This is a genomic window from Planococcus beigongshangi (genome assembly GCF_016820495.1).
Classification (GTDB): domain Bacteria; phylum Bacillota; class Bacilli; order Bacillales_A; family Planococcaceae; genus Planococcus; species Planococcus beigongshangi.
The window spans coordinates 77,687-97,866 of sequence record NZ_JADHDU010000006.1 but is presented as its reverse complement, the minus strand read 5'-3'; the positions used below and the strand labels follow the sequence as shown (position 1 = coordinate 97,866).

The window sequence follows — 20,180 nt, the reverse complement described above, 5'->3', positions numbered from 1 at the left end:
CTCTTCAGCATTAAGCTGAAGCGGCGCTTTCCTGTTCATCGGTTCAATCCCAAAAATTGAAAATGATTTGACCGATGGTTTCCGGCTTCCAGTATTTGATTTGTTCCAGCTCCCCCTGATTCAGATGATTCGGAGGCAAATATTCCAGGTTTTCAGGAACTTGCGTCTCCAGGGTTGCTGGCCGGAGCACAGTGAAACCATCCGGCACCACTGCATTTCCGGTTGAAAAATCGATAAACTCAATTTTAACCGCATCCACCGCTGCAGCAAATGCAAGAATCGGATAATGTTTATTCATGACAAGTGAGACCGCGCTGGAAGGCAGTTTAAAATCCGCTTTACAGAAATTGGCCGGATACAATGAATCGCTGAACCCCAGTAATTCACCATCCAAACTTCTCGCGAGGCTGTAACAGAATTCCTTGTATTTGCTGATGTCCATTTCCGGCGGTTTTTCCTCTGCTGAATTATAAAAACCGCTTACTCCATAAGGCAAATTCACTCACACCACTCACTTTCACTTAATAGATGAACGGGAGAAGCCTGGCACGCTTCTTCATCCATTCCCGGTATTCCTCGCCAAATTCCGCAATGAGCATAGCCTCTTCACCGTCCATCCGTTTCGTCAGTACCCATGCGACCAAAGCGCCTCCGATAATTGCAGCGGCGATGCTCTGGAAAAACAGAGCCATGCCGACTGCAATCAATAACAGGGCCGTGTATAGCGGATGCCGCAATCTTCGGTATGGGCCTGAACTCACAATGCCATCTCCTTTTTGCACGGTTACGTGACGTGTAAATTGCGCTTTCAGATGAAGGATTCCCCAATACCGCAAAAATACACCAGCCGTAAAAAGAAGTAATCCGAGTGCTTTCAGCCAGGGTTCCGCCTGTTCAATAAATCGCATTTCCCCGATCAACGCCGCTGCTGCAATAGTACCTGCAAGTGCGGAAAAGATTAAGCCGAAAGAGCGTTTTTCCAGTGGATCTTCCGCTGTTGTCCCCCGGTTTCGGAATAAGATGAATTCAAAAACCCAAATTGCTGCCACACCTGTGAAAATCCAGTCCAATACAGTCATGATCAATCTCAGCCTTTCTATTTACATAATCGATTTTATAGATAATTCTGTAATATTACAATTCCTAAGCCTGGCGTTCTTGCGCCTTCTGCGTTTCTTTTTCCATACCCCAATGCCCCCGGATTAATGTTTTCGCTTCGCTGAAAAGAGGTACTTAGTAGATAAGAGTTTCTTATTTGTGTTTGTGGAGGTGCCCCCAGAATGAAATTTATCGATTACGCCATCTATTTGGCGATATCCATGTTTAAATTGTTCCTGTTCAGCGTTTATACGGACACCGGGTTTTCTTTCGGATTTTTCATCGTGAACCTGGCGTCCGTTTTAGTCCTGTCGAGCTGGACGTTAATGCTGAAAGCCAGAACCCGAAGATGGGTGCTGTTGTCCCTGCTGTTTCTTCACAGCACATTGATCGTTTCGAATATCTGGTATTACCGCTACTTCGAAGACCTGCTCAGCGTGATGCTGATTGCCGACATTCCGCAAATGAGCAGTGTTGGCGGTGGATTTATGACACTTGTAGCCTGGAAGGATCTTTTGTTCTTTACAGACCTCATCCTATTTTCATCGGCACTTTTCTTCTTTCGTAAAAAGACCGCAACACTTCCCCTCACGAAAAGATTGCAGCTTGCAGGCAGCGGACTCGCTGCCGGTTTGATCGTTTTTTCCATTCCGCTCGCCTGGAGCTATTGGCAAAAAGAAGAGTGGCTAGTGGATAATCCGATTTCGAACATGCGGGAATATTATCAGCTTGGATTTTGGGGTTATCACGGCGCTGATCTATTGAAGGGAGCTGCACGTCTTACAGGCGGCAGCGGCTTATCTGATGATCAACTGGATTTATTGACCGATGCAGTACCTAAAATAGAAGCGGCGGAAATTCCTGAAACCCTGCCGAATGTCATCGTCGTCCAGCTGGAATCATTCCAGGCTTCGGTCATCGGACAGAAAGTGGCTGGTCAGGAGCTGACTCCTCATCTGAATCGGTTGAAAGATGAAACCCTCTACTTTCCCAATTTTTATCATCAGACTCATGAAGGCCGAACATCCGATGCAGAATTTTTGACACTCACTTCCATGTATCCGGTGAAATCAGGTTCAGTCTATACCCAATACGGCGACAATGACTTCGATGGCCTGCCTGCCCATCTCCAGCGATATGGCTACAATACGGCTGCCATGCATGCCTACGATAAAACTTTCTGGAATCGGGATGTGTTTTATAACAATATCGGCATCGATAAGTTTTACAGCGAGGAAGACTTTACAGATGATGAGAAAATCGGCATGGCATTAAACGACAAGGATTTTCTCGCTGAATCCACTGCATATGCTGCCGGACTTGAAGAACCTTTCTTTGCTTTCATGGTTGCCCTGACCAGCCACACCCCTTATGAATTTCCGGAGGACCTGGAAAAACTGGATCTGAGCGGCTATGAAGATGACTTGGTGAAAGGTTATTACCACACCGTCCATTACGTCGATGAAGCGGTGGGCGAAATGGTCGGCCAGTTAAAAGAAGAGGGATTATGGGATGATTCAATCATCGTTTTCTACGGGGACCACGACAGTGGCTTGACGCATCAAGGAACGGAACTGGCGATAGATGCGGGTGCTGTAAATACTGTCGATCTATTCGAACTGGATCACGGTGTCCCCTTGTTCATCAAAGTCCCAGGTATTGATACGGGTGACATCAATGACAGCGTCGGCGGCCAAATCGATATTGCACCGACCATACTCGATTTGATCGGCATCGACCCACCTTATATGCTTGGCAATTCATTGCTGGATGGTGAGGACAACATCACAGTGTTCAGAAACGGTTCATTCCGCTATGGCGATTATTATTATGAACCCGACCTTACTGAACCGATCGGCAGCGGTGTCTGCCATTCGACCGTCATTGGAAATCCGGCAGCGCTTGAAAATTGTGAAGGCGCAATCGAGGAAGCTTCTGCGCAATTGCGGCTGTCTGATTTAATCATCCACGAAAATGCGCTGGAGCGGATCCGGCAGGAATGAAAAATAATACATTAAAGAGGCCATGAAGAGGATTTCTTCATGGCCTTTCATTATGTCATTCAATTTTTCAAGAAGTCAGGATCGGCAAATGCCGGATTCGGATATTTATAGAAGCCTTCTCCTGATTCACGTCCGATTTTGCCTTTATCCAGGTATTCCGTCTGCAGCATTTCCGCAAGTTTAACAAAATCCTCCCTGCCCGTCGCAGCGGCTTTTGCCTGCACAATATTATGGGCCGTACGGATACCGACGACATCGAGAATGGCAAATGGCCCGAGCGGTGCGCCTGTACCGATCATCCATGTCTTGTCGACTGTCTGAACATCCGCAACTTCCTTCACCAGCAATAATTCCGCAGCCTCCAGGAATGGTACGAGCAATGAATTCAAAATATAGCCCGGCTGCTCTTTATACAGCGGCAACGCCACCATGCCTATAGCTTTCGCAAAACCGATGACGTCATCGAAGACCTTCATATCTGTCCCTGGATGCTTCATGACTTCCGCTGTGTTGTTGATCCAGATGGTATTCGCGAAATGCAGGGCCAGAAATTTTTCCGGCCGTCCAGTCGCTTCCGCAAACTGGCTTGGCAATAAAGTCGATGAATTTGTTACAAAAACCGTATGATCAGGCGCGACTTCACCCAGCTTCTGATAGAACTCCGTTTTAATCGCCACAACTTCCGGAATCGCCTCAATCACTAGATCTGCCTGAGCGGCCGCTTCCGCTAAATCCGTCTGGAATGTCAGCCGCCCATAAGCTGCATCCACATCAGCTTGGCTCGCTTGCAGATCCTTCATGTAATTGTCCTTCAATTTCATCATGCGTTCCTGTGATTTGGCGATCGCTTCATCATTGATATCATAGACCGTTACGTCAAATCCTTTAAAAGCAGTCTGAAAAGCAATCTGGCTGCCAAGTACGCCACTTCCTGCAACTGTAATGTTTTTATAATCCATAATTTGCATGTCTCCTTTTATTCAGTATACTTCTTGTTTTCCCTGTTAAAAATCCTTGAAACATATCCAGTGACCGCCAGTCGTAATCCTTTGTGACTTCTGCAGTTTTCAGCTACCATTTAACTAGACAGAGAAACTGGAGTTGAAAAAATGACGGAACAATCCTTGAGCAGTAAAACTGTAATCATCACAGGCGCCAACAGCGGCATAGGCCTGGAAGCTGCCAAAGTGCTGGCCGGTATAGGCATGCGGCTCGTGATTGCGGTCCGCAACGATACAAAAGGAGCCGCGGCACGCAATGAGATCCTAAGTCTCCATCCCGGCGCCAGTGTCGAGATCCGTTCACTTGATGTAGCGGATCTGTCGAGCGTCCGGTCATTTGCCGAGAGTATTCTGCGCGATTTTTCTGCGCTAGACGTCTTGATCAATAATGCCGGTGTCATGATACCGCCCTATTCCAAAACAAAAGACGGTTTTGAGATGCAATTCGGCAGCAACCATCTCGGCCATTTCGCTTTGACAGCACAGCTCCTGCCCCTCCTTCTACAAACGCCGAAATCACGCATCGTGACAATCGGCAGCCTGGCGCATAACCGCGGCGCCATCGATTTTGACAATCTGGACGGCTCCCGTGGCTACCAGGCGAAAAAGTTCTACAATCAAAGCAAGCTCGCCAATATGCTGTTTGCGCTTGAACTCGACCGCCGCCTGAAAAAACATGGTGCCGAAACGATCAGCGTCGTCTGCCACCCCGGGGTTTCGGGAACGAATATTTTCAAACTCGGTGGACGGGATGCGCCGCTGTTCATTCGCAATCTGGCGAATAAATTCTATCTGCAGCCGCCGGCAATCGGTGCCCTTGCTACCGTACACGCTGCCACTGCCCCTCATTTAACAGGCGGCGAATACATCGGGCCGGATGGTCCAGGCCGCCGCAAAGGCTATCCGGCTTTAGAGACACCCCACCCTTCAGCACTTGATGAAGAAGTGGCGAAGCAACTTTGGGATATATCGGAAGAATTAACTGGAATAAAGTTTAAATTTGGAAGTTGATCTGTTTGGGTTGCGGGTTAGACCGTTTGAGGTGCGGTTATTCGTCTGCGAGGTGCGGAAATCGGCTCGCGAGGTGCGATTTTCTCATGTTGAGGTGCGGTTGGCAATTTTTCATGGCTAATATTGTGAAAAAGGCAATTTGAGTTGAAATATTTTCCATAGATTTATTTTAGTTGCGGAACTGGACCATTTAGTTGCGGAAATCGATGCATTAGTTGCGGTTTTCCCCAGTTTAGGTGCAGTCGCCTATTTTCATTTCCTCTAAAACGGGTAAACCTTATAATAGAAGCATTTATTGCCACAAGCCATTGAAACCAAGTCAGAAGAAAAGGTGATCTTATGAAAAACACGACAAATATTCCGGCTGTCGGCTGGAATTTCGATAATAGCTATACACGCCTGCCGGAGAAATTCTTTACAAAAACGAATCCTGAACCGGCGAAGACGCCCGAGCTCATAATTTTCAACGAAGAGCTCGCTGAAACGCTCGGGTTCGACGCGAAACAGCTGCAATCTGAGGACGGCGTCAAAATTCTCGCAGGTACAGAAATTCCGGAAGGCGCCGAGCCGATCGCCCAGGCATATGCCGGCCACCAGTTCGGCAATTTCACGATGCTTGGAGACGGACGCGCCGTGCTTCTCGGCGAACAAGTCGCGCCAAATGGGCAGCGTTTCGATATCCAGTTGAAAGGCTCCGGCAGAACCGCATATTCCAGAGGCGGCGATGGACGCGCGGCACTCGGGCCGATGCTGCGGGAATATATCATCAGTGAAGCGATGCATGGCCTCGGTATTCCGACGAGCCGCAGCCTCGCAGTAGTCTCCACCGGTATCCCGGTGGTGCGCGAAACTTTCCTGCCCGGCGCTGTGCTGACGCGGATTGCATCGAGCCACCTTCGTTTTGGCACATTCCAATATGCCGCCCAGTGGGGTCAACCTGAAGAGCTGAAATCACTAGCTGATTATGCGATCGACCGGCACTATCCGGAAGTCCGTGACACGGACAACCCTTACCTGGAATTATTGAGGAATGTAATCGCACGCCACGCATCACTCGTTTCAAAATGGCAGCTTGCCGGTTTTATCCACGGCGTCATGAACACGGATAATATGACCATCAGCGGAGAAACGATCGATTACGGACCGTGCGCGTTCCTCGACACTTATGAAACAGGCCGCGTGTTCAGTTCGATTGACCAGTACGGCCGCTATGCATACAATAATCAGCCGAAAATAACCGGCTGGAATCTGGCCCGTTTTGCAGAAACGCTGCTGCCGCTGATCGATGAGGATCAGGCGCAGGCCATCGAAGCTGCTCAGGATCTTCTTGGCGATTTCGGCAATCAATTCCAGCAAAACTGGTCTGCCGGCATGCGGGCGAAACTCGGTTTATTCGGCAAGGAAGAGGAAGACGAATCGCTGATCGATGAGTTATTGAAACTTATGCACGATCATAAAGCGGATTATACCAATACGTTCCGCGCGTTGACATTCGATAAGCCGGAAGAAACACCGCTTGCCGGCAAAGCTGGATTCGCTGAATGGCATGCGGCATGGACCTTGCGCCGTGAAGAGCAAACAGAAAGTCCTGAAGAATCCCATGAGCTGATGCGAAACAGCAATCCTGCCATCATCCCGCGCAACCACCGGGTGGAAGAAGCCATCGAAGCTGCGGTCGATGATCAGGATTTCAGCCTTACCCGTAAATTGGTCGAAGCCGTACGGAATCCGTATGCCTACAGTGACGGGCAGCTTGCCTATACTGAAGCACCGCCTGAAGATGAGGAACGCAATTTCAAGACGTATTGCGGCACATGATCCATACTTCACAAAAACCACCGAAGAATTTTCTTCGGTGGTTTTTCAAATTGCACAGGCGCCGCTCTTTTTTGATGATTGCCTAGTTTATTGTTACAATATTCTATGTACAGTTTTATTCTTTTTGCGTTTCTCAAACTAATCAAAGGAGCTGGGAAAATGAATCAGGAACAATTTGAACTCGTGAAAAATGGAAAAGGGTTTATTGCAGCGCTCGACCAAAGCGGCGGCAGTACACCGAAAGCCCTGGCACAATACGGTGTCTCGGAAGATTCATATTCGAACGAAGATGAAATGTATGATTTGATCCATGAAATGCGCACACGCGTCATGACAGCACCTGCCTTCAACTCCGAGTCGATTCTCGGCGCCATCCTGTTCGAACAGACGATGGACCGCAAAGTGGAAGGGAAATATACACCGGATTACCTTTGGGAGGAAAAAGGTGTCGTGCCATTCCTGAAAGTGGATAAGGGCCTTGCCGATGAAGAAGACGGCGTTCAATTGATGAAGCCGAATCCTGGGCTTGATGATTTGCTGAAACGTGCAAACGAACGAAACGTGTTCGGAACAAAAATGCGTTCCGTGATCAATGGAGCAAATGCTGAGGGCATCAAAAAAGTGGTTGCCCAGCAATTTGAAGTGGCTGAACAGATCCTCGCAGCCGGACTTGTTCCGATCATCGAACCGGAAGTCAATATCCGCATCGATGACAAAGCCGAAGCAGAAGAAATCCTGAAAAAAGAAATTCTGGAAGGCTTGAATACATTGAGCGAAGATAAAAATGTCATGCTTAAACTGTCGATTCCGACAGTCGATAATTTCTATAAGGAATTGATCGATCATCCACGCGTAGTCCGTGTTGTCGCCCTTTCCGGCGGCTATACACGCGATGAAGCCAATTTGAAACTGACTGCGAATGAAGGCTTGATCGCCAGCTTTTCCCGTGGTTTGTCCGAAGGTTTGAATGCCAGCCAGTCGGATGAAGATTTCAACACGATGATTGAAGAATCGGTAAGAACGATTTATCTTGCATCCATCACATGACGCAAAGCAGAAAAGCTCCTTATCAGGGGCTTTTTTGTGAAACTGCCAGTTATTTTCTGTTAATCTGTAACTTTTCCGCCGGTCAGCCGTTCAAATAGGCAACCACATAGAACAGCATGACCCACTTTAACAGACCGGGGAGGAACATTCATGAAAACAGGAAAAGCTTTGGCAGTATTTCTTCTGATGGCATTTACCCTGCTGTTGGCGGCGTGCGGAACTTCGAGTACCGCCGAACCTGAAACGGACACAGACAATGGCTCATCAACAGGAAATGAGGAGATCGAGGTGACTGAAGTGCATGGGACGATTGAACAATTGGATAAGGACCTGTTCCGTTATACGGTGAACAACCCGACGGATGAGACGATATACTACGATTTCTCGAGCGGACAGCGCTTTGACTTTACGCTTTCCAATGATAAAGGTGAAGAGCTTCACCGCGATTCATCCGTTAATATGTACATGCAGGCGTTAGGAGAAGAAACGCTTCAGCCCGACGGCAAACTTGAATACGAATTTGTCATTCCTGAACTGGAGCTGGAAGCTGGTGTTTATGAACTGAAAGCCTGGTTGACACCGACTGACGGTGCGGAGTACGAAGCTGTAACTGAATTCAAAGTTGAATAGCATACCTGGCAGCCCTCTTCGGATGGCTGCTTTTTTATCGGGATGATCCCATGTCCCCTGCTGACTTTCCTCTCCGAAACGAATATAATAGAAGCTGTCTGTTTGTTTCAGACACTTGGATAAGCCGATTCTTTATAAAAGGATGGCTGATGGAGGAACGTTCATGAACGCAAAAGCATTTTCTTTGGCATTATTTTCAGTTGTAATCTGGGGCTCATCCTTTGCAGCGATCCGTGTCGGATTGCAGGGCGGTTATGAGACCGGACAAAATGTACTCGTCCGTTTCCTGATTGCTTCCCTGTTATTTCTTGGATACGCACTGTGGCCGGGTGTAAAATTCAGGCTGCCGCATAAAGGTGATATTCTGCGTCTGCTGATCCTTGGCTGGATCGGCATCAGTGTTTACCACATTTTCGTCACGTTCGGCATGGAAACCATTTCTGCAGGCACTGCCGGCATGCTGGTCGGTTCAGGACCGATTTTCACTGCCCTCATCGCCTCGGTCGTTTTGAAAGAACGATTGACGCGCATCGGCTGGCTTGGAATGGCCATCGGTTTTGTGGGCATCATGCTCATCGCCTTCGGATCCGGCGATGGTTCCGTGACATTGACGAACGGAGCAGTGCTGGTGCTGATTGCGGCTTTTGCCTCAGCCGCATTTTTTGTTTTCCAGAAACCACTTTTGAATAAATATTCGGCAATTGAACTCACAGCTTATTTCACATGGGCCGGCACATTGCCATTTTTCATCTTTTCACCCGGCCTCGTGACCACTCTTCAGAACGCAACATGGGAAGCTCATCTCGCTACGCTCTATGTAGGAATTTTCCCTGCCGCCATTGCCTATGTCACCTGGGCGACCGCATTGTCCATGGCAAACGCGAGCTCGGTATCCAGCCTTATTTATCTGGAACCGGCAGTAGCGATCCTCGTATCCTGGATGTGGCTCCATGAATTGCCGACCGGGATTTCGCTCATCGGCGGTGTCATTGCAATAGCAGGAGTCATCCTGGTCAATGCACTCGGACGGAGGGAACCTTCCCTTGCCCGCAAACTGGCAGAAACTGCTTAAGATTGATCAATCAAAAAGGAAGCACTCCACATCGCGGGAGTACTTCCTTTTTCGCTATTCTTTCAGATATTCCTTCACGACTGTATCTGCGTACAAGTCATGCGGCAACTTGGTTCCTTCATAAAACTCATATTTGCCCCGGTCTTTCAGATAAGAAAACGTGCTGATCGAATCGCGGTGAAGAATTCTTTTAATAATCTGTTCCGAGCTTATAGCGCTGCCATCTGTCGTATCGATGATGATGCCTGCTGCCTTATGTCCGACTGTCTGACCTCTCGCAAGCAGCTGCGCATATTCCAGACCCCAGAATACGGCGGTCGGTACTATCACATCATATGCCGCTTTATTTTTCACCTTGTTTCGGAGCAATGGATCAAGAATAACCGTGACACCTGTGGAAATAGCGAGATCGATTGCCATCGCTTTTAAGCGTTTTTTCATTAATTTATTCATAATTTGCCTCCTTCATCTTACTACCTTTATTATTAGAGTCTAACATGATTCCCGGAAAAACAGTTAAACGGTTGCGCCCCTGCCGTTTTGACTGATACAGTGACTGGTCCGCTTCTTCGATCATTTCTTCAAGAACCGTTCCTCCGCTGCTATAGCCCATCCCCATGGAAACAGTCAGTACACCTTCCGGCTGAAGTTCTTCGCCATCAAAATGATAGTCGAAAATATTTTTCCGAATGCGCTCCGCCATTTTCGCAGCCTCTTCCAGACCAGCCGGTGCCGTGATGCAGCAGATGAATTCCTCTCCGCCGTAACGCGCTACAAAATCTTCTTTCCGAATCAAGTCTGTAAGGATTTGAGCGATGGAACGCAGGACTGCATCGCCTTTCTGATGGCCGTGCGTATCGTTATATACTTTAAAATAGTCTACATCCAGCATGACAATCGCCATCGGTTTATTATTTTCAACGAGCTTTCTTACGTTATTCTTAAAAAATCGGATGTTCGGCAATTGCGTCATCGGATCCCGATTCGAATAAAACTCCAGTTCTTCACGCAGCAGCTTACTCCGGTTTTCACCATTCAATATCAGACCCATCGAAATTACAGCCACAGCCGCAGCGATGAACATCGGCAGGGTTATGCCAAGAGTCATCGGGGTTGATGTGATCACCCATACAGACTTGATCGCTTCATAGATGACGAATGCAATCATCATTCTTTTTATATCCAGAATTCCTGTGAAATGATCTTTCCGCTTCCGGTCATGGAACAGGCTGCCGATGATGATCGGCAATAGGATCGACTGCAGAATCCCATCCAGCATCGTCGGCCCGCCGATGTACATCCTGAAGCCGGTCGGCAGGATCGCGGACAGCAGCCCATATTGCCATCCACCGACATAAGAAATGAAAAATAGCGGAACTTCCCGCAAATCCAATCGCATTTCTTCTATAATGAATGGATGATACATGATTGAAAAAGTAAGGAATCCGATAAAAACGGAGATGATGAGCCGCTGCCTGACCGGATCGGTCCAATCATGGAATACAGCATCTTTCACTTTAAACCCCAAATACATAAGCGCGATGATCAGCGCCATATTCTCTAAAAAGAAAAACAGTAAATCTTCCATATTACACCCCTAAATATATGTTCTTGAACAGTTTACCAGTTATGTAATAAATATTATATCCTGTTATTAATTTTCATTGTATGGCATATCCCATGAAAATAGAAAATTATGTAAAAGTAGCTGCATCAAAATTGCCCTTCTTCAATCAAGAAAAAGAAATCATCCATATTTTTTTAGAACCAGCGCGAGACTTTATTCATCTGCTTCGTTGTATGGAGTAACAAAGGGAGGAAGTGAAGGCGATGGAAGATTTCATCATGCGGCTAAAACGCCAGGAAGAAGAGGCGATCGATTACCTGATCGATGCATACATGCCGTTTCTGAAAGGGATCTGCCAGCATGTATTGCTGAAAAGCTATGGTTTTCATATTGCCGAAGAATGTTTGAACGACGTACTCATGACTATCTGGCAGCGGGCCGGAAAATTTGAAGGAAGCCATGAGGATTTCAGGAAATGGGCCGGCACCCTGGCCAAGTATAAAGCCATCGATGTTTATCGGAAACAGCAAAAACGGCAGCAGAGAGAAGCGCTGACGGATGAAGTGCGCAATGATGGCCAAAGCCATGATACAGAAGATGCCGTTATGAAAAACGAAGCCCGCAATGAAATGCTGTACCGTCTCCACGAGCTCCCGGAAGCCGACCGGGAGTTATTCCTGATGAAATATTATTTGGATCTGTCAAACGGCGAAATAGCGGACGCACTCGGCATAACCTTATCCGCAGTCGATAACCGGCTGTTCCGCGGCAAAAAGAAACTGTTTCATCTGTTCCAGCGAAAGGAGCGATTCATATGAATGACTTTCATAAACTACTGAATACCGATATAGAGGATATTCCCGAAGCGCCGGTTTCAAAACTCGAAAAAAAAGCGATGAAGCGCCGCCTTCTTGGACAAAAGAAAAAAAACGGATGGCTATTGAAAACAGCCGTGGCTGCCGCTTTGCTGATCGGCACTGGAATCACCATGGTCACTGCTTTCCCGACCATCGCTTCCCAGATTCCCGTTCTGCAGGATATCGTTTCCTATTTTGATGAGGAAGAGCTGATCTTCCCTCATTTCAGTGAAGTCGCACAGCCGCTGAATATGACGCAGACGAGCAACGGTTCCACGCTCTCACTGGAAGAAGGGGTATATGATGGAACTTCGGTGACCATCAGTTTCGCGCTGAAGACTGAGACGGACCTCGGTCCAACCCCGCTGCCAAGTGAAATGATCGAAGCATCCGGTTCAAAAGGATACGGTGCATCGATTGATATGCGGAAAGTGGATGATACAACTTATGTGGGTTTCATAAGTCTGGCACCAGATTTCAGAAACTCTCCGCCCAAATCGCTATCACTTTCATGGGAACCGGTCGCGTTCAGTGATGCAATGGACGCCGGAAAAGAAATCACCGGTGACTGGTCATTCAACTTTAAATTGCGTGCACTGGAGGGAGGCAGCTTTGATATCGATGAAACCCTTGCCTTCGAAGGCGGAGAATATTTTGTGGATGACATCTCTTTCAATAAACTATCCACTGTTTTAAGATTTGAATCTGAAGGAATTGATGAAAATCATTACGTGACAGACTGGCAGCTTACTGATAACCTGGGCACTATTTATCCGATGGTATTCGGAACCGGCGGCGCATCCACATTCCACCGGCCATATTACCAGATGACCTTTGAAGCCCTGGACCCGGAAGCGTCCTCGGTTACCATACAGCCGCTGATCAGCTATATTGAAAATCCTGAGGATGAAGGCATACGGGTCGATATCGAACCGATTACCGTAGAGCTGGAATAAGCATGGGCAAGACACAATAATAGGTCACCGGAATCTCTCTCCGGTGACCTTTTATGTTTCATTCCGCTGTTTTTCATATTCGGATCACTTTCGTCCCGCTCAACCGGTCATACAGCGAACGATTTTCTTTCGAGAAAACAGCTGTCAGGATATACGTGAAGATAAGGAGATAGACCAAGCCGCCAATCAGCATGAGATGGAGCGGAAATTCTCCGTCGCCGAGATGGACGAGCCGGTAAACCAGAAAATGTGACAATTCCCACGGTAAAAACTTCAGCAGGATCCTGAAGACAGAACGCATGAAGCCGATTGGTCCCCCTTCCATGTCCACCACTCGGATCCCCATTTTCCGTTTCCCGAAAGTTCCATTCATTAAATTTGAATCTCCTATGGCAAAATATAAAGAAATCGGCAAAGTCACCAAAAGAAATCCGCTCAATTGGGCAATTCCGACTGGACCATTAAAGAAATCCTGCAGCCCGGGCAGCAGCAGAGTCGTCAGCAAAACGATAAAACAGAGATAGATGAACAGCCATATATAATCCCATATGAACGCTTTTATCCTGATCCATATTCCCGCTGCCGGCATCTGTACACGTCCTTTCTTATGTTTTATTATTCTCGTTGCGCACCTCGCTTTCCTGCTTCATAAAGCAGCTGTCCCTCCTTGAGCTACTGCTAAAGGATTCCGTAACAGCCAGTTCAGTATAAAATTCTCCCTGGGAATAAAGATCAACGAGTTATTCTTTTCATATGATGACTGATTTATCTCAATGGCTTCCAGCAGTGAAATCCAAACAGGCGTGTAGTTTTCTTCCAACTCATAATCGATCAGCGCTTGCTCAGTTTTTTCTTTATCCGTCAATCGACATAAATAATAATAAGAATCCATATGGAAACAGGTCCCTGCCATTGAACGATCCGGCCGTAATTCGGAAACGACTCCAAGTTCCTTTAAAGCCTGGCTGTTCAAATAACCGGTCTCTTCCACAACTTCCCGGCTCAAAGCTTCTGTAAGACTTTCACCTGTTTCAGCACCGCCGCCCGGTAATTTATAATAGCCGAGGTTCGAGTGGACCATCAGAATTTTTCCCTGTTCCATGATGATGGCCCGGACTGCTGTTCTACCGATTAATCTTACTGGTTGTGTGGAACTTTCAAGAAAGCTGATGGGTTTGTTGAAATACATGATATTCTCCTATCCGCTAAAATCTGTAATTGCTTCATATTCATTTTAACCTAAAATAATTTTATCTGAATTTTCATTTAACTTTAATGAAAAATCGTTATAATGAGTATAAGAAACCGATCGCTTTTAGGGAAGGAGACTGCTGAAACGGATCGGTTACCTGAGACAGAAGGAGGTTCATCCAATGTCAGCAGGCCAAACCCGAACTCAAACCGTCGGACGTGAATTGATCATGGAACGTGAATTTGATGCACCGAAAGAGCTGGTCTATGCGGCCCATGTCAGCCCTGACCATATTGCGCGCTGGTGGGGACCGGCAGGATGGGATACGCACAGCTATGAAATGACAGTCGAACCCCAAGGAATCTGGCATTATTGCATGCGATCTTCCACAGATGGCCAAGAAGCGTGGGGGAAAGTCACATACTTTGAAGTTGAAGAGAATGAACGGCTCGTTTATGAAGATGCGTTTGCAGACCTTTATGGCAACGAAATTGAAGGGATGCCGAAAATGCTCATCAAACTGTATTTTTCGGAGAATGGAAACAGAACCATATTAACTTCGCGCACTCTCTTCGAATCCGAAGAAGAATTACAGCGAATCATGGACATGCACGCGGTTGAAGGCATGTCGGAAAGTTATGACCGGCTGGAGGAATTTCTGGCGGATCAGCAAAAACCACGGAAAGAAGGGCAGTCATGATCACAAAACTTTTTCCTTATTTGAATTTTGATGGACAAGGCCAGGAAGCCGTCCACTTTTATAAAGATGTACTAAATGGCGAGTTGGTCGGTCTCATGACATACGGCGAGGCAAACGCTGATAATATGGACGGCATTCCGGATGAAGTGAAAGATATGGTGATGAACGCTCAAATCATTTTAGCTAACGGGGATTATCTGATGATTTCAGATGTCCCCCCGGGTATGGGAATGTCCTACCAAAAAGGCAATAGCGTATCGATGACATTGACGCTCAACGATCAGGAGGAAGCGAGAAGAGTTTTCGGGAAACTTGCTGAAGGCGGGACGGTCAGCATGGACCTGCAGGAAACTTTCTGGAGCCCGTTGTATGGCAGCTGCATCGACCGTTTCGGCATTGAATGGCAGATATCGGTGGATGCTGAAAATCAGCCTTAAAATTGAAAAAGCTCCGCCTCTCCGGTAGTTTACCGGTTGGGCGGAGCTTTTTTTATGGTGTATATTTTTTGTCGCTTTCCTCTTTCATTTCTTCCACTTGCTTGTTCAATTTCTCTTTCATTTCTTTTCGGATTGCATCTTTACGGTCCACTTCCTGCCTGAAATGATTCCGAACCGTATCATATCTCAGGTTGACCAATTCAACATACCGCTTCAATGCCTCATCATCTTTGAATTTCCCTAAGTCCTTAAAATCATATTGGAGGGAAATCATGTCATTTTTCGCTGCCAACGACAGGAAGCTGACATCATTATTTGCGGCGAGAAGGTCAAAATAGATATCATTGCTTTGTGAAAGGATTTCCAGTTTCCGGTCATTGCTCCAAGCGAGCCATTCCCAGTAAAGCCGGCTGTATTCCTGTTTGAGGTATTCGTTCAGTTCACTTTCGGAATACACCGATTTGTACTGGCCATTCCCGGCTTTCGCCACTTCTTCCAGCTGTTTTTGCCCTTCATTGTCCACATCGAAGCCGATGATGTTGACTTCGGCCTGTATCTCTGACTCGGTCAATGCTGCTGCGGCCGCAACCGGATCGCCGTCGCATGTTTCGATGCCGTCACTCACGACGTAGATGACATTGCGCACATTGTCTCCTTGCTGTCCGTTCAGATCTGCTTCAGCTGCCTGGATTGCACCGGCAAGTGGCGTCCATCCGGCAGGGGCAAATTCCCTGAGTGACTCTGTGAATTTCTGTTCATCGTACCCGCCGAGTTCATAAACGACTTCGTTGCTTGCGCAGGACATCGCTTTGTCAGCATCTGTGCCGGTTCCTTCATGTCCATACACGCGGAGCATGATGTTCGCGCCTTCCGGAAGGTCGGATGCATAGTTCTGAATCGCCGCTTTCGCCAGCTCCATCTTCTGTCCGCCCGTCACTTCCCCTGCCATGCTGCCGCTCGCATCCAGCAGAAGTGCCACATTGACCGTTTCCGCTTCCGGGATGTCGATTTCGTCTTCAGGTGTAGCGGAATCAATTTTGATCACCGGATCGGTTTCATTGATGATGCGGGCTGCTTCTTCGATATCCGCTGCCAACAAGGAAACCGCGAACAAATAGGCTTCTTCTCCAGTCATGCCTTCAGGAGCCGCTTCCACTTCTTTTTGCAGTTCCTCTTTTTGCTGATCCGTCATTTCATTCGGCACATATTTCCCTTTCTCTTTTACGATTTCTTCAACATTGTGTATCGCAGCTTTAGGAGCCTGACTTTCTTCCGGGCCACTCGCTTCCTTCTCTTCTTCAGGATCAGCTTGTGGCGTTGTTTCCGCTTCCTGTTGTTCTGGAATCTCCTCTTTTTCCGGAGCCGCCGCTTCGTCTTCCGAACAGCCGGCCAGGATCGCAAGAAACAATATCCCGATTAGAAGCAATGTAAGTGATTTCAATTTTTTCATATCATTTCCCACCTCGTGTAATTATTCTAATATCAGCTTACGCCCCATATGGCGCAAGGTTTCATTTCCCATGAATTTCAGTACTTTTGAACTGCCGCATATATGTAATAAATCACAGGGAGTTCGGGAAATCGGGTAATATATAAATAACGAATAGAGAAAGGAAGGCGTTTTGTGGCTTTGCAATCGATACCCGACCATTTATCCCCTAATCTGAAAATCCTTTTCGTCGGCTTCAATCCCAGCATCCGTTCGTCGGAAACCGGCTATCATTACGCAAATCCCAGCAACCGATTTTGGAAAATCCTTTACGAAGCGGGATTGACGCCCCGGAAGATGCTGCCTGAAGAAAACAGTCAGCTTCTGGAGCTTGGTTTCGGCCTGACAAATATTGTTGCAAGGCCGACAAAGGAAGCGGTTGAAATCTCAAAGGACGAATATCAAATCGGCGCTGAAAAATTGAAGAAAAAAATCAGCCGGTATCAGCCGCAAGCTGTCTGCTTTGTCGGCAAGGGCGTGTACCAGCAATACAGCAGGAAGCGTCAAGTATCGTGGGGGGAGCAAGCGGAACCCGTCATTCCGGGGATCGTCGAATTTGTCGCCCCGTCATCGAGTGGACTTGTCCGCATGAAGGTCAATGAAATCGTAGAAATTTACCGGGGGCTGCACAAATATCTGTGATGAATTTCCGCGGCATCAATTAAATAAGAATATTTTTTTATTAATATTCAATAAATTTTGTTGTATCATTTCATTAACAAAACTGATTATTGAGGTGTTTGAAATGGCACGAGGGTTCACAACTGTATTGAAGATTGCGATTTTCCTCGTCGGTGCCCCTGTTCTTGCCGGATGCATTTACGGATTCTCAAGATTCGATCCCAATTCCCCCTACTAGGCGCTGCCGGAACTCGAAAAATTGCAATATCCGCTGTTGATCGGCATGTATGCTGGAATGATCCCTTTCTTTATCGCTCTATATCAGGCCTTAAAACTCCTCGGTTATATTTAGCGCAACCTGGCATTTTCTCTGTATTCGCTTAAAGCGGTGAAAACCATCAAGCTGTGCGCCATTGCCATCATCGCAGTCTATATCGTGGAAATGCCTTTCCTGCACCAGCTTACCATGGCGGATGATGCCCCCGGCACAGTCATCGGGATGGTCGTCATTTCCGTTTCATTCATCGTGGCAGTCGTCGCTGCCGTACTTCAAAAATTGGTGCAGGATGCTCTGCGAATAAAAGCGGAGAACGATCTGACTGTTTAACATCAGATTTTGCCCAATATCCATGGCAGGCCATCAACTCGTGTGACTGAAATACATCCTTATGGAAAATAATAGCCTCCGCTAATGCGGAGGCCATTTTCATTTATATACTAAAAAATTTCTCTTCCAGTTTCCTGCCCTGCGACTCGTAGCCTTTCATGTAATTGATGCGGCGCTGGGCGGAGCTCGCACTTACCTGTTCGTCTGCATGATAGGACGAGCGTACCATCGGACCGGCTTCACAGTGACTGAAGCCTTTTGAAAGAGCGATTTCCTTCAGTTCCGCAAACTCATCGGGATGGTAATAACGCTCCACCTCCAAATGTTTTTTCGTCGGCTGCAGGTATTGCCCGATTGCCATAATATCCACATTATGCGCACGAAGATCGTCCATCACCTGGATGATTTCTTCCTTCGTTTCGCCGAGCCCGACCATGATGCTCGATTTGGTCGGTGTATCCGGAGCGATTTCCTTGACCCGTGCAAGCAATTGAAGCGAGCGGTCATACATCGCACGGGCACGCACGCGTTTTGTCAGGCGTCTCACGGTTTCGATATTATGGTTGAATATATCCGGCGCACTGTCCATCAAGGTATGGAGGCTTTCATAATCACCTTTCATATCGGATGGCAGAATTTCAACGGTCGTGGCAGGCATCCTCCTCCGGATAGCGCGTACAGTTTCCGCAAAGACGGCTGCTCCGCCGTCTTTCAGATCATCACGGGCAACTGCTGTGACCACGACATGCTTCAAGCCCATGATTTCGACGGATTCCGCGACGCGTTCCGGTTCGCCCAGATCGAGCTCATTCGGCAATCCGGTTTTCACCGCACAAAAGCGGCAGCCGCGCGTGCAGGTATCTCCCAGAATCATGAAGGTCGCGGTTTTCCGTTCACTCCAGCATTCGTGGATATTCGGACACCGTGCTTCCTCACACACGGTGTTCAATTTCTTCTCGCGCATTAATTTCTTCAGACCTGTAAACGATTCGTTCGTATTGATCTTCACCTTCAGCCAATCCGGTTTCCGTATGTATTCTTCTTGTTTAGTCATTGTGGACCCTCCTATTTTTCGATTGAAAATTTCAGATCAAGATTTTTATACTTCGTTTCCGCAAGGCGGCCGGCTTCCATCAATTGCGCTTCCGACAGCACCATCGTTTCCAATTGTATGCCGAGCCCCTTTTCGAATCCCTGTTTGAACGCAGCTTTCACTTCGTCAAAATCATGTGGTCTATCCGCCGCTTCATTGATGGAGATGGCTTTCTCTTTGAACGCCTCCAGCGCTCTCCGTTTTATTGCGGCAGATGGGTAGCTGAATAAATCAAATAATTTCATCCTGTCGATTTCAATCGGGATGGAACCGTGCTGCAAGATCATGCCTTTTCTGCGCATCTGTGCGCTTCCAGCCGCTTTTTTGCCATCTACCAATAGTTCGTACCAGGATGATTTGTCAAAACAGACAGCAGAATCCGTTTTTTCCCTGGATGTTTCCGGAATGGCGAATTCTGCATGGATGGCGAGTTCCCGAAAGCCTTCCAATAATCCTTTCGAAATGACCAGATAGGCTTCTTTGACCGAACGCGGCATTGCTGGATGTGTTTCCGGCACCACTACACTATAAGTGAGTTCGTGATCATGCAGCACGGCGCGTCCGCCGGTCTGTCTCCTGACAATTTCCATTCCGTAGACAGCAGCCTGCTGAAAATCGATTTTTTCATCGGCATCCTGGAAACGGCCAATCGATATCCCGGCCGGTGACCAGCCATAAAACCGGATCGTCGGGCCCATCTCCCCTTTGCTCAGCCATTCGAGCATCAATTCATCCAGGGCCATGTTAAAGGCCGGACTGGCATGACCCGAATCGATGAACCCCCATGTTTCCCCCATCGCTTCCCCTCCTAATTTTTGCACAAAAAAATACACAGCTTCCATGAATCGGACAGCAGTGCAGAAGGGTTGCATCATAATGAATGCAACTGCCACTTCCCTACGCCGGCATAATCCAGATCAGGTTCCAAGGGTCCAAGCGATGCTTGTCTCAGCCCAAAAGCGGCTCCCCCAGTGTGTAAAT

The 20,180-nt window shown here is 47.5% G+C and carries 21 protein-coding genes, 1 pseudogene and 1 riboswitch; of the genes and pseudogenes, 12 read left to right on the top strand and 10 right to left on the bottom strand.

The window, feature by feature from the left end; all coding sequences use genetic code 11:
* Positions 1–43: 43 nt before the first annotated feature.
* On the bottom strand, positions 44–502 hold the full coding sequence (locus IQ294_RS13200; RefSeq protein ID WP_203334520.1) for a hypothetical protein: 459 nt from the start codon (positions 500–502) through the stop codon (positions 44–46).
* Positions 503–521: 19 nt separating this feature from the next.
* Complete coding sequence (locus tag IQ294_RS13195; RefSeq protein ID WP_203334519.1) at positions 522–1,079, bottom strand: methyltransferase family protein; 558 nt, start codon at positions 1,077–1,079, stop codon at positions 522–524.
* Between the two features lie 201 nt (positions 1,080–1,280).
* On the opposite strand from IQ294_RS13195, the gene IQ294_RS13190 reads away from it, so the two are divergent.
* The gene (locus IQ294_RS13190; protein ID WP_203334518.1) at positions 1,281–3,101 is read left to right on the top strand and encodes an LTA synthase family protein; all 1,821 of its coding nucleotides are present in this window, start codon (positions 1,281–1,283) and stop codon (positions 3,099–3,101) included.
* Positions 3,102–3,160: 59 nt separating this feature from the next.
* Here the strand turns inward: IQ294_RS13190 and IQ294_RS13185 are convergent, their stop codons facing one another.
* Positions 3,161–4,060, bottom strand: a complete 900-nt coding sequence (locus IQ294_RS13185; protein ID WP_203334517.1) for a 3-hydroxyacyl-CoA dehydrogenase — start codon at positions 4,058–4,060, stop codon at positions 3,161–3,163.
* Positions 4,061–4,210: 150 nt separating this feature from the next.
* Here IQ294_RS13185 and IQ294_RS13180 point away from each other — a divergent pair, with 150 nt between their 5' ends.
* The 5 genes from IQ294_RS13180 to IQ294_RS13160 all read left to right on the top strand — a co-directional run bounded on the left by IQ294_RS13180 (position 4,211) and on the right by IQ294_RS13160 (position 9,680).
* Complete coding sequence (locus IQ294_RS13180; RefSeq protein ID WP_203334516.1) at positions 4,211–5,113, top strand: oxidoreductase; 903 nt, start codon at positions 4,211–4,213, stop codon at positions 5,111–5,113.
* A gap of 339 nt (positions 5,114–5,452) precedes the next feature.
* Positions 5,453–6,931 carry a protein adenylyltransferase SelO gene (locus tag IQ294_RS13175; RefSeq protein ID WP_203334515.1) on the top strand — a complete coding sequence of 493 codons (1,479 nt, stop codon included), beginning with the start codon at positions 5,453–5,455 and terminating at the stop codon, positions 6,929–6,931.
* 159 nt (positions 6,932–7,090) lie between these two features.
* Positions 7,091–7,978 carry a fructose bisphosphate aldolase gene (locus IQ294_RS13170; RefSeq protein WP_203334514.1) on the top strand — a complete coding sequence of 296 codons (888 nt, stop codon included), beginning with the start codon at positions 7,091–7,093 and terminating at the stop codon, positions 7,976–7,978.
* 150 nt (positions 7,979–8,128) lie between these two features.
* Positions 8,129–8,608, top strand: a complete 480-nt coding sequence (locus IQ294_RS13165; protein ID WP_203334513.1) for a BsuPI-related putative proteinase inhibitor — start codon at positions 8,129–8,131, stop codon at positions 8,606–8,608.
* 163 nt (positions 8,609–8,771) lie between these two features.
* Entirely contained in the window at positions 8,772–9,680 is a 909-nt protein-coding gene (locus tag IQ294_RS13160; RefSeq protein WP_203334512.1) for a DMT family transporter, read from the top strand.
* Positions 9,681–9,734: 54 nt separating this feature from the next.
* On the opposite strand, the gene IQ294_RS13155 is transcribed toward IQ294_RS13160, so the two are convergent.
* The gene (locus IQ294_RS13155; RefSeq protein WP_203334511.1) at positions 9,735–10,133 is read right to left on the bottom strand and encodes an RDD family protein; all 399 of its coding nucleotides are present in this window, start codon (positions 10,131–10,133) and stop codon (positions 9,735–9,737) included.
* Positions 10,126–11,268 (bottom strand): GGDEF domain-containing protein, encoded by a 1,143-nt coding sequence (locus tag IQ294_RS13150; protein WP_203334510.1) that lies wholly within the window; start codon positions 11,266–11,268, stop codon positions 10,126–10,128. Before IQ294_RS13150 ends, IQ294_RS13155 begins: the two co-directional genes overlap by 8 nt.
* A gap of 242 nt (positions 11,269–11,510) precedes the next feature.
* Here IQ294_RS13150 and IQ294_RS13145 point away from each other — a divergent pair, with 242 nt between their 5' ends.
* Together IQ294_RS13145 and IQ294_RS13140 are read left to right on the top strand one after the other, a co-directional pair.
* A complete protein-coding gene (locus tag IQ294_RS13145) occupies positions 11,511–12,065 on the top strand; it encodes a sigma-70 family RNA polymerase sigma factor (protein ID WP_203334509.1) in 555 nt (184 codons plus the stop codon).
* Positions 12,062–13,060 carry a DUF4179 domain-containing protein gene (locus IQ294_RS13140; RefSeq protein ID WP_203334508.1) on the top strand — a complete coding sequence of 333 codons (999 nt, stop codon included), beginning with the start codon at positions 12,062–12,064 and terminating at the stop codon, positions 13,058–13,060. Before IQ294_RS13145 ends, IQ294_RS13140 begins: the two co-directional genes overlap by 4 nt.
* Before the next feature lie 73 nt (positions 13,061–13,133).
* On the opposite strand, the gene IQ294_RS13135 is transcribed toward IQ294_RS13140, so the two are convergent.
* Positions 13,134–13,649 (bottom strand): RDD family protein, encoded by a 516-nt coding sequence (locus IQ294_RS13135; RefSeq protein ID WP_203334507.1) that lies wholly within the window; start codon positions 13,647–13,649, stop codon positions 13,134–13,136.
* Between the two features lie 57 nt (positions 13,650–13,706).
* Positions 13,707–14,249, bottom strand: a complete 543-nt coding sequence (locus tag IQ294_RS13130; RefSeq protein WP_203334506.1) for an NUDIX domain-containing protein — start codon at positions 14,247–14,249, stop codon at positions 13,707–13,709.
* Positions 14,250–14,433: 184 nt separating this feature from the next.
* On the opposite strand from IQ294_RS13130, the gene IQ294_RS13125 reads away from it, so the two are divergent.
* Both IQ294_RS13125 and IQ294_RS13120 read left to right on the top strand, forming a co-directional pair.
* Positions 14,434–14,952 carry an SRPBCC domain-containing protein gene (locus IQ294_RS13125; RefSeq protein ID WP_203334505.1) on the top strand — a complete coding sequence of 173 codons (519 nt, stop codon included), beginning with the start codon at positions 14,434–14,436 and terminating at the stop codon, positions 14,950–14,952.
* Complete coding sequence (locus IQ294_RS13120; protein ID WP_203334504.1) at positions 14,949–15,389, top strand: VOC family protein; 441 nt, start codon at positions 14,949–14,951, stop codon at positions 15,387–15,389. The genes IQ294_RS13125 and IQ294_RS13120 overlap by 4 nt, the downstream gene beginning before the upstream one ends.
* Positions 15,390–15,441: 52 nt before the next feature.
* Here the strand turns inward: IQ294_RS13120 and IQ294_RS13115 are convergent, their stop codons facing one another.
* On the bottom strand, positions 15,442–16,839 hold the full coding sequence (locus IQ294_RS13115) for a vWA domain-containing protein (protein WP_203334503.1): 1,398 nt from the start codon (positions 16,837–16,839) through the stop codon (positions 15,442–15,444).
* A gap of 180 nt (positions 16,840–17,019) precedes the next feature.
* On the opposite strand from IQ294_RS13115, the gene mug reads away from it, so the two are divergent.
* Both mug and IQ294_RS13105 read left to right on the top strand, forming a co-directional pair.
* Complete coding sequence (gene mug, locus IQ294_RS13110) at positions 17,020–17,520, top strand: G/U mismatch-specific DNA glycosylase (protein ID WP_203334574.1); 501 nt, start codon at positions 17,020–17,022, stop codon at positions 17,518–17,520.
* Between the two features lie 103 nt (positions 17,521–17,623).
* A pseudogene (locus IQ294_RS13105) lies at positions 17,624–18,106 on the top strand (DUF2975 domain-containing protein).
* Between the two features lie 103 nt (positions 18,107–18,209).
* Here IQ294_RS13105 and lipA read toward each other — a convergent pair.
* Positions 18,210–19,160 carry a lipoyl synthase gene (gene lipA / locus IQ294_RS13100; protein WP_203334502.1) on the bottom strand — a complete coding sequence of 317 codons (951 nt, stop codon included), beginning with the start codon at positions 19,158–19,160 and terminating at the stop codon, positions 18,210–18,212.
* A gap of 11 nt (positions 19,161–19,171) precedes the next feature.
* Positions 19,172–19,996, bottom strand: a complete 825-nt coding sequence (locus IQ294_RS13095) for a lipoate--protein ligase family protein (protein WP_203334501.1) — start codon at positions 19,994–19,996, stop codon at positions 19,172–19,174.
* 80 nt (positions 19,997–20,076) lie between these two features.
* Positions 20,077–20,179, bottom strand: a riboswitch (TPP riboswitch).
* Position 20,180: the final 1 nt, after the last annotated feature.

What these genes read in the sequence shown, in the direction of transcription:
- IQ294_RS13195 (WP_203334519.1), bottom strand. Translation starts at nt 1,079, where the DNA reads ATGACTGTATTGGACTGGATTTTCACAGGTGTGGCAGCAATTTGGGTT.
- IQ294_RS13190 (WP_203334518.1), top strand. Translation starts at nt 1,281, where the DNA reads ATGAAATTTATCGATTACGCCATCTATTTGGCGATATCCATGTTTAAA.
- IQ294_RS13185 (WP_203334517.1), bottom strand. Translation starts at nt 4,060, where the DNA reads ATGGATTATAAAAACATTACAGTTGCAGGAAGTGGCGTACTTGGCAGC.
- IQ294_RS13180 (WP_203334516.1), top strand. Translation starts at nt 4,211, where the DNA reads ATGACGGAACAATCCTTGAGCAGTAAAACTGTAATCATCACAGGCGCC.
- IQ294_RS13175 (WP_203334515.1), top strand. Translation starts at nt 5,453, where the DNA reads ATGAAAAACACGACAAATATTCCGGCTGTCGGCTGGAATTTCGATAAT.
- IQ294_RS13170 (WP_203334514.1), top strand. Translation starts at nt 7,091, where the DNA reads ATGAATCAGGAACAATTTGAACTCGTGAAAAATGGAAAAGGGTTTATT.
- IQ294_RS13165 (WP_203334513.1), top strand. Translation starts at nt 8,129, where the DNA reads ATGAAAACAGGAAAAGCTTTGGCAGTATTTCTTCTGATGGCATTTACC.
- IQ294_RS13160 (WP_203334512.1), top strand. Translation starts at nt 8,772, where the DNA reads ATGAACGCAAAAGCATTTTCTTTGGCATTATTTTCAGTTGTAATCTGG.
- IQ294_RS13155 (WP_203334511.1), bottom strand. Translation starts at nt 10,133, where the DNA reads ATGAATAAATTAATGAAAAAACGCTTAAAAGCGATGGCAATCGATCTC.
- IQ294_RS13150 (WP_203334510.1), bottom strand. Translation starts at nt 11,268, where the DNA reads ATGGAAGATTTACTGTTTTTCTTTTTAGAGAATATGGCGCTGATCATC.
- IQ294_RS13145 (WP_203334509.1), top strand. Translation starts at nt 11,511, where the DNA reads ATGGAAGATTTCATCATGCGGCTAAAACGCCAGGAAGAAGAGGCGATC.
- IQ294_RS13140 (WP_203334508.1), top strand. Translation starts at nt 12,062, where the DNA reads ATGAATGACTTTCATAAACTACTGAATACCGATATAGAGGATATTCCC.
- IQ294_RS13135 (WP_203334507.1), bottom strand. Translation starts at nt 13,649, where the DNA reads ATGCCGGCAGCGGGAATATGGATCAGGATAAAAGCGTTCATATGGGAT.
- IQ294_RS13130 (WP_203334506.1), bottom strand. Translation starts at nt 14,249, where the DNA reads ATGTATTTCAACAAACCCATCAGCTTTCTTGAAAGTTCCACACAACCA.
- IQ294_RS13125 (WP_203334505.1), top strand. Translation starts at nt 14,434, where the DNA reads ATGTCAGCAGGCCAAACCCGAACTCAAACCGTCGGACGTGAATTGATC.
- IQ294_RS13120 (WP_203334504.1), top strand. Translation starts at nt 14,949, where the DNA reads ATGATCACAAAACTTTTTCCTTATTTGAATTTTGATGGACAAGGCCAG.
- IQ294_RS13115 (WP_203334503.1), bottom strand. Translation starts at nt 16,839, where the DNA reads ATGAAAAAATTGAAATCACTTACATTGCTTCTAATCGGGATATTGTTT.
- lipA (WP_203334502.1), bottom strand. Translation starts at nt 19,160, where the DNA reads ATGACTAAACAAGAAGAATACATACGGAAACCGGATTGGCTGAAGGTG.
- IQ294_RS13095 (WP_203334501.1), bottom strand. Translation starts at nt 19,996, where the DNA reads ATGGGGGAAACATGGGGGTTCATCGATTCGGGTCATGCCAGTCCGGCC.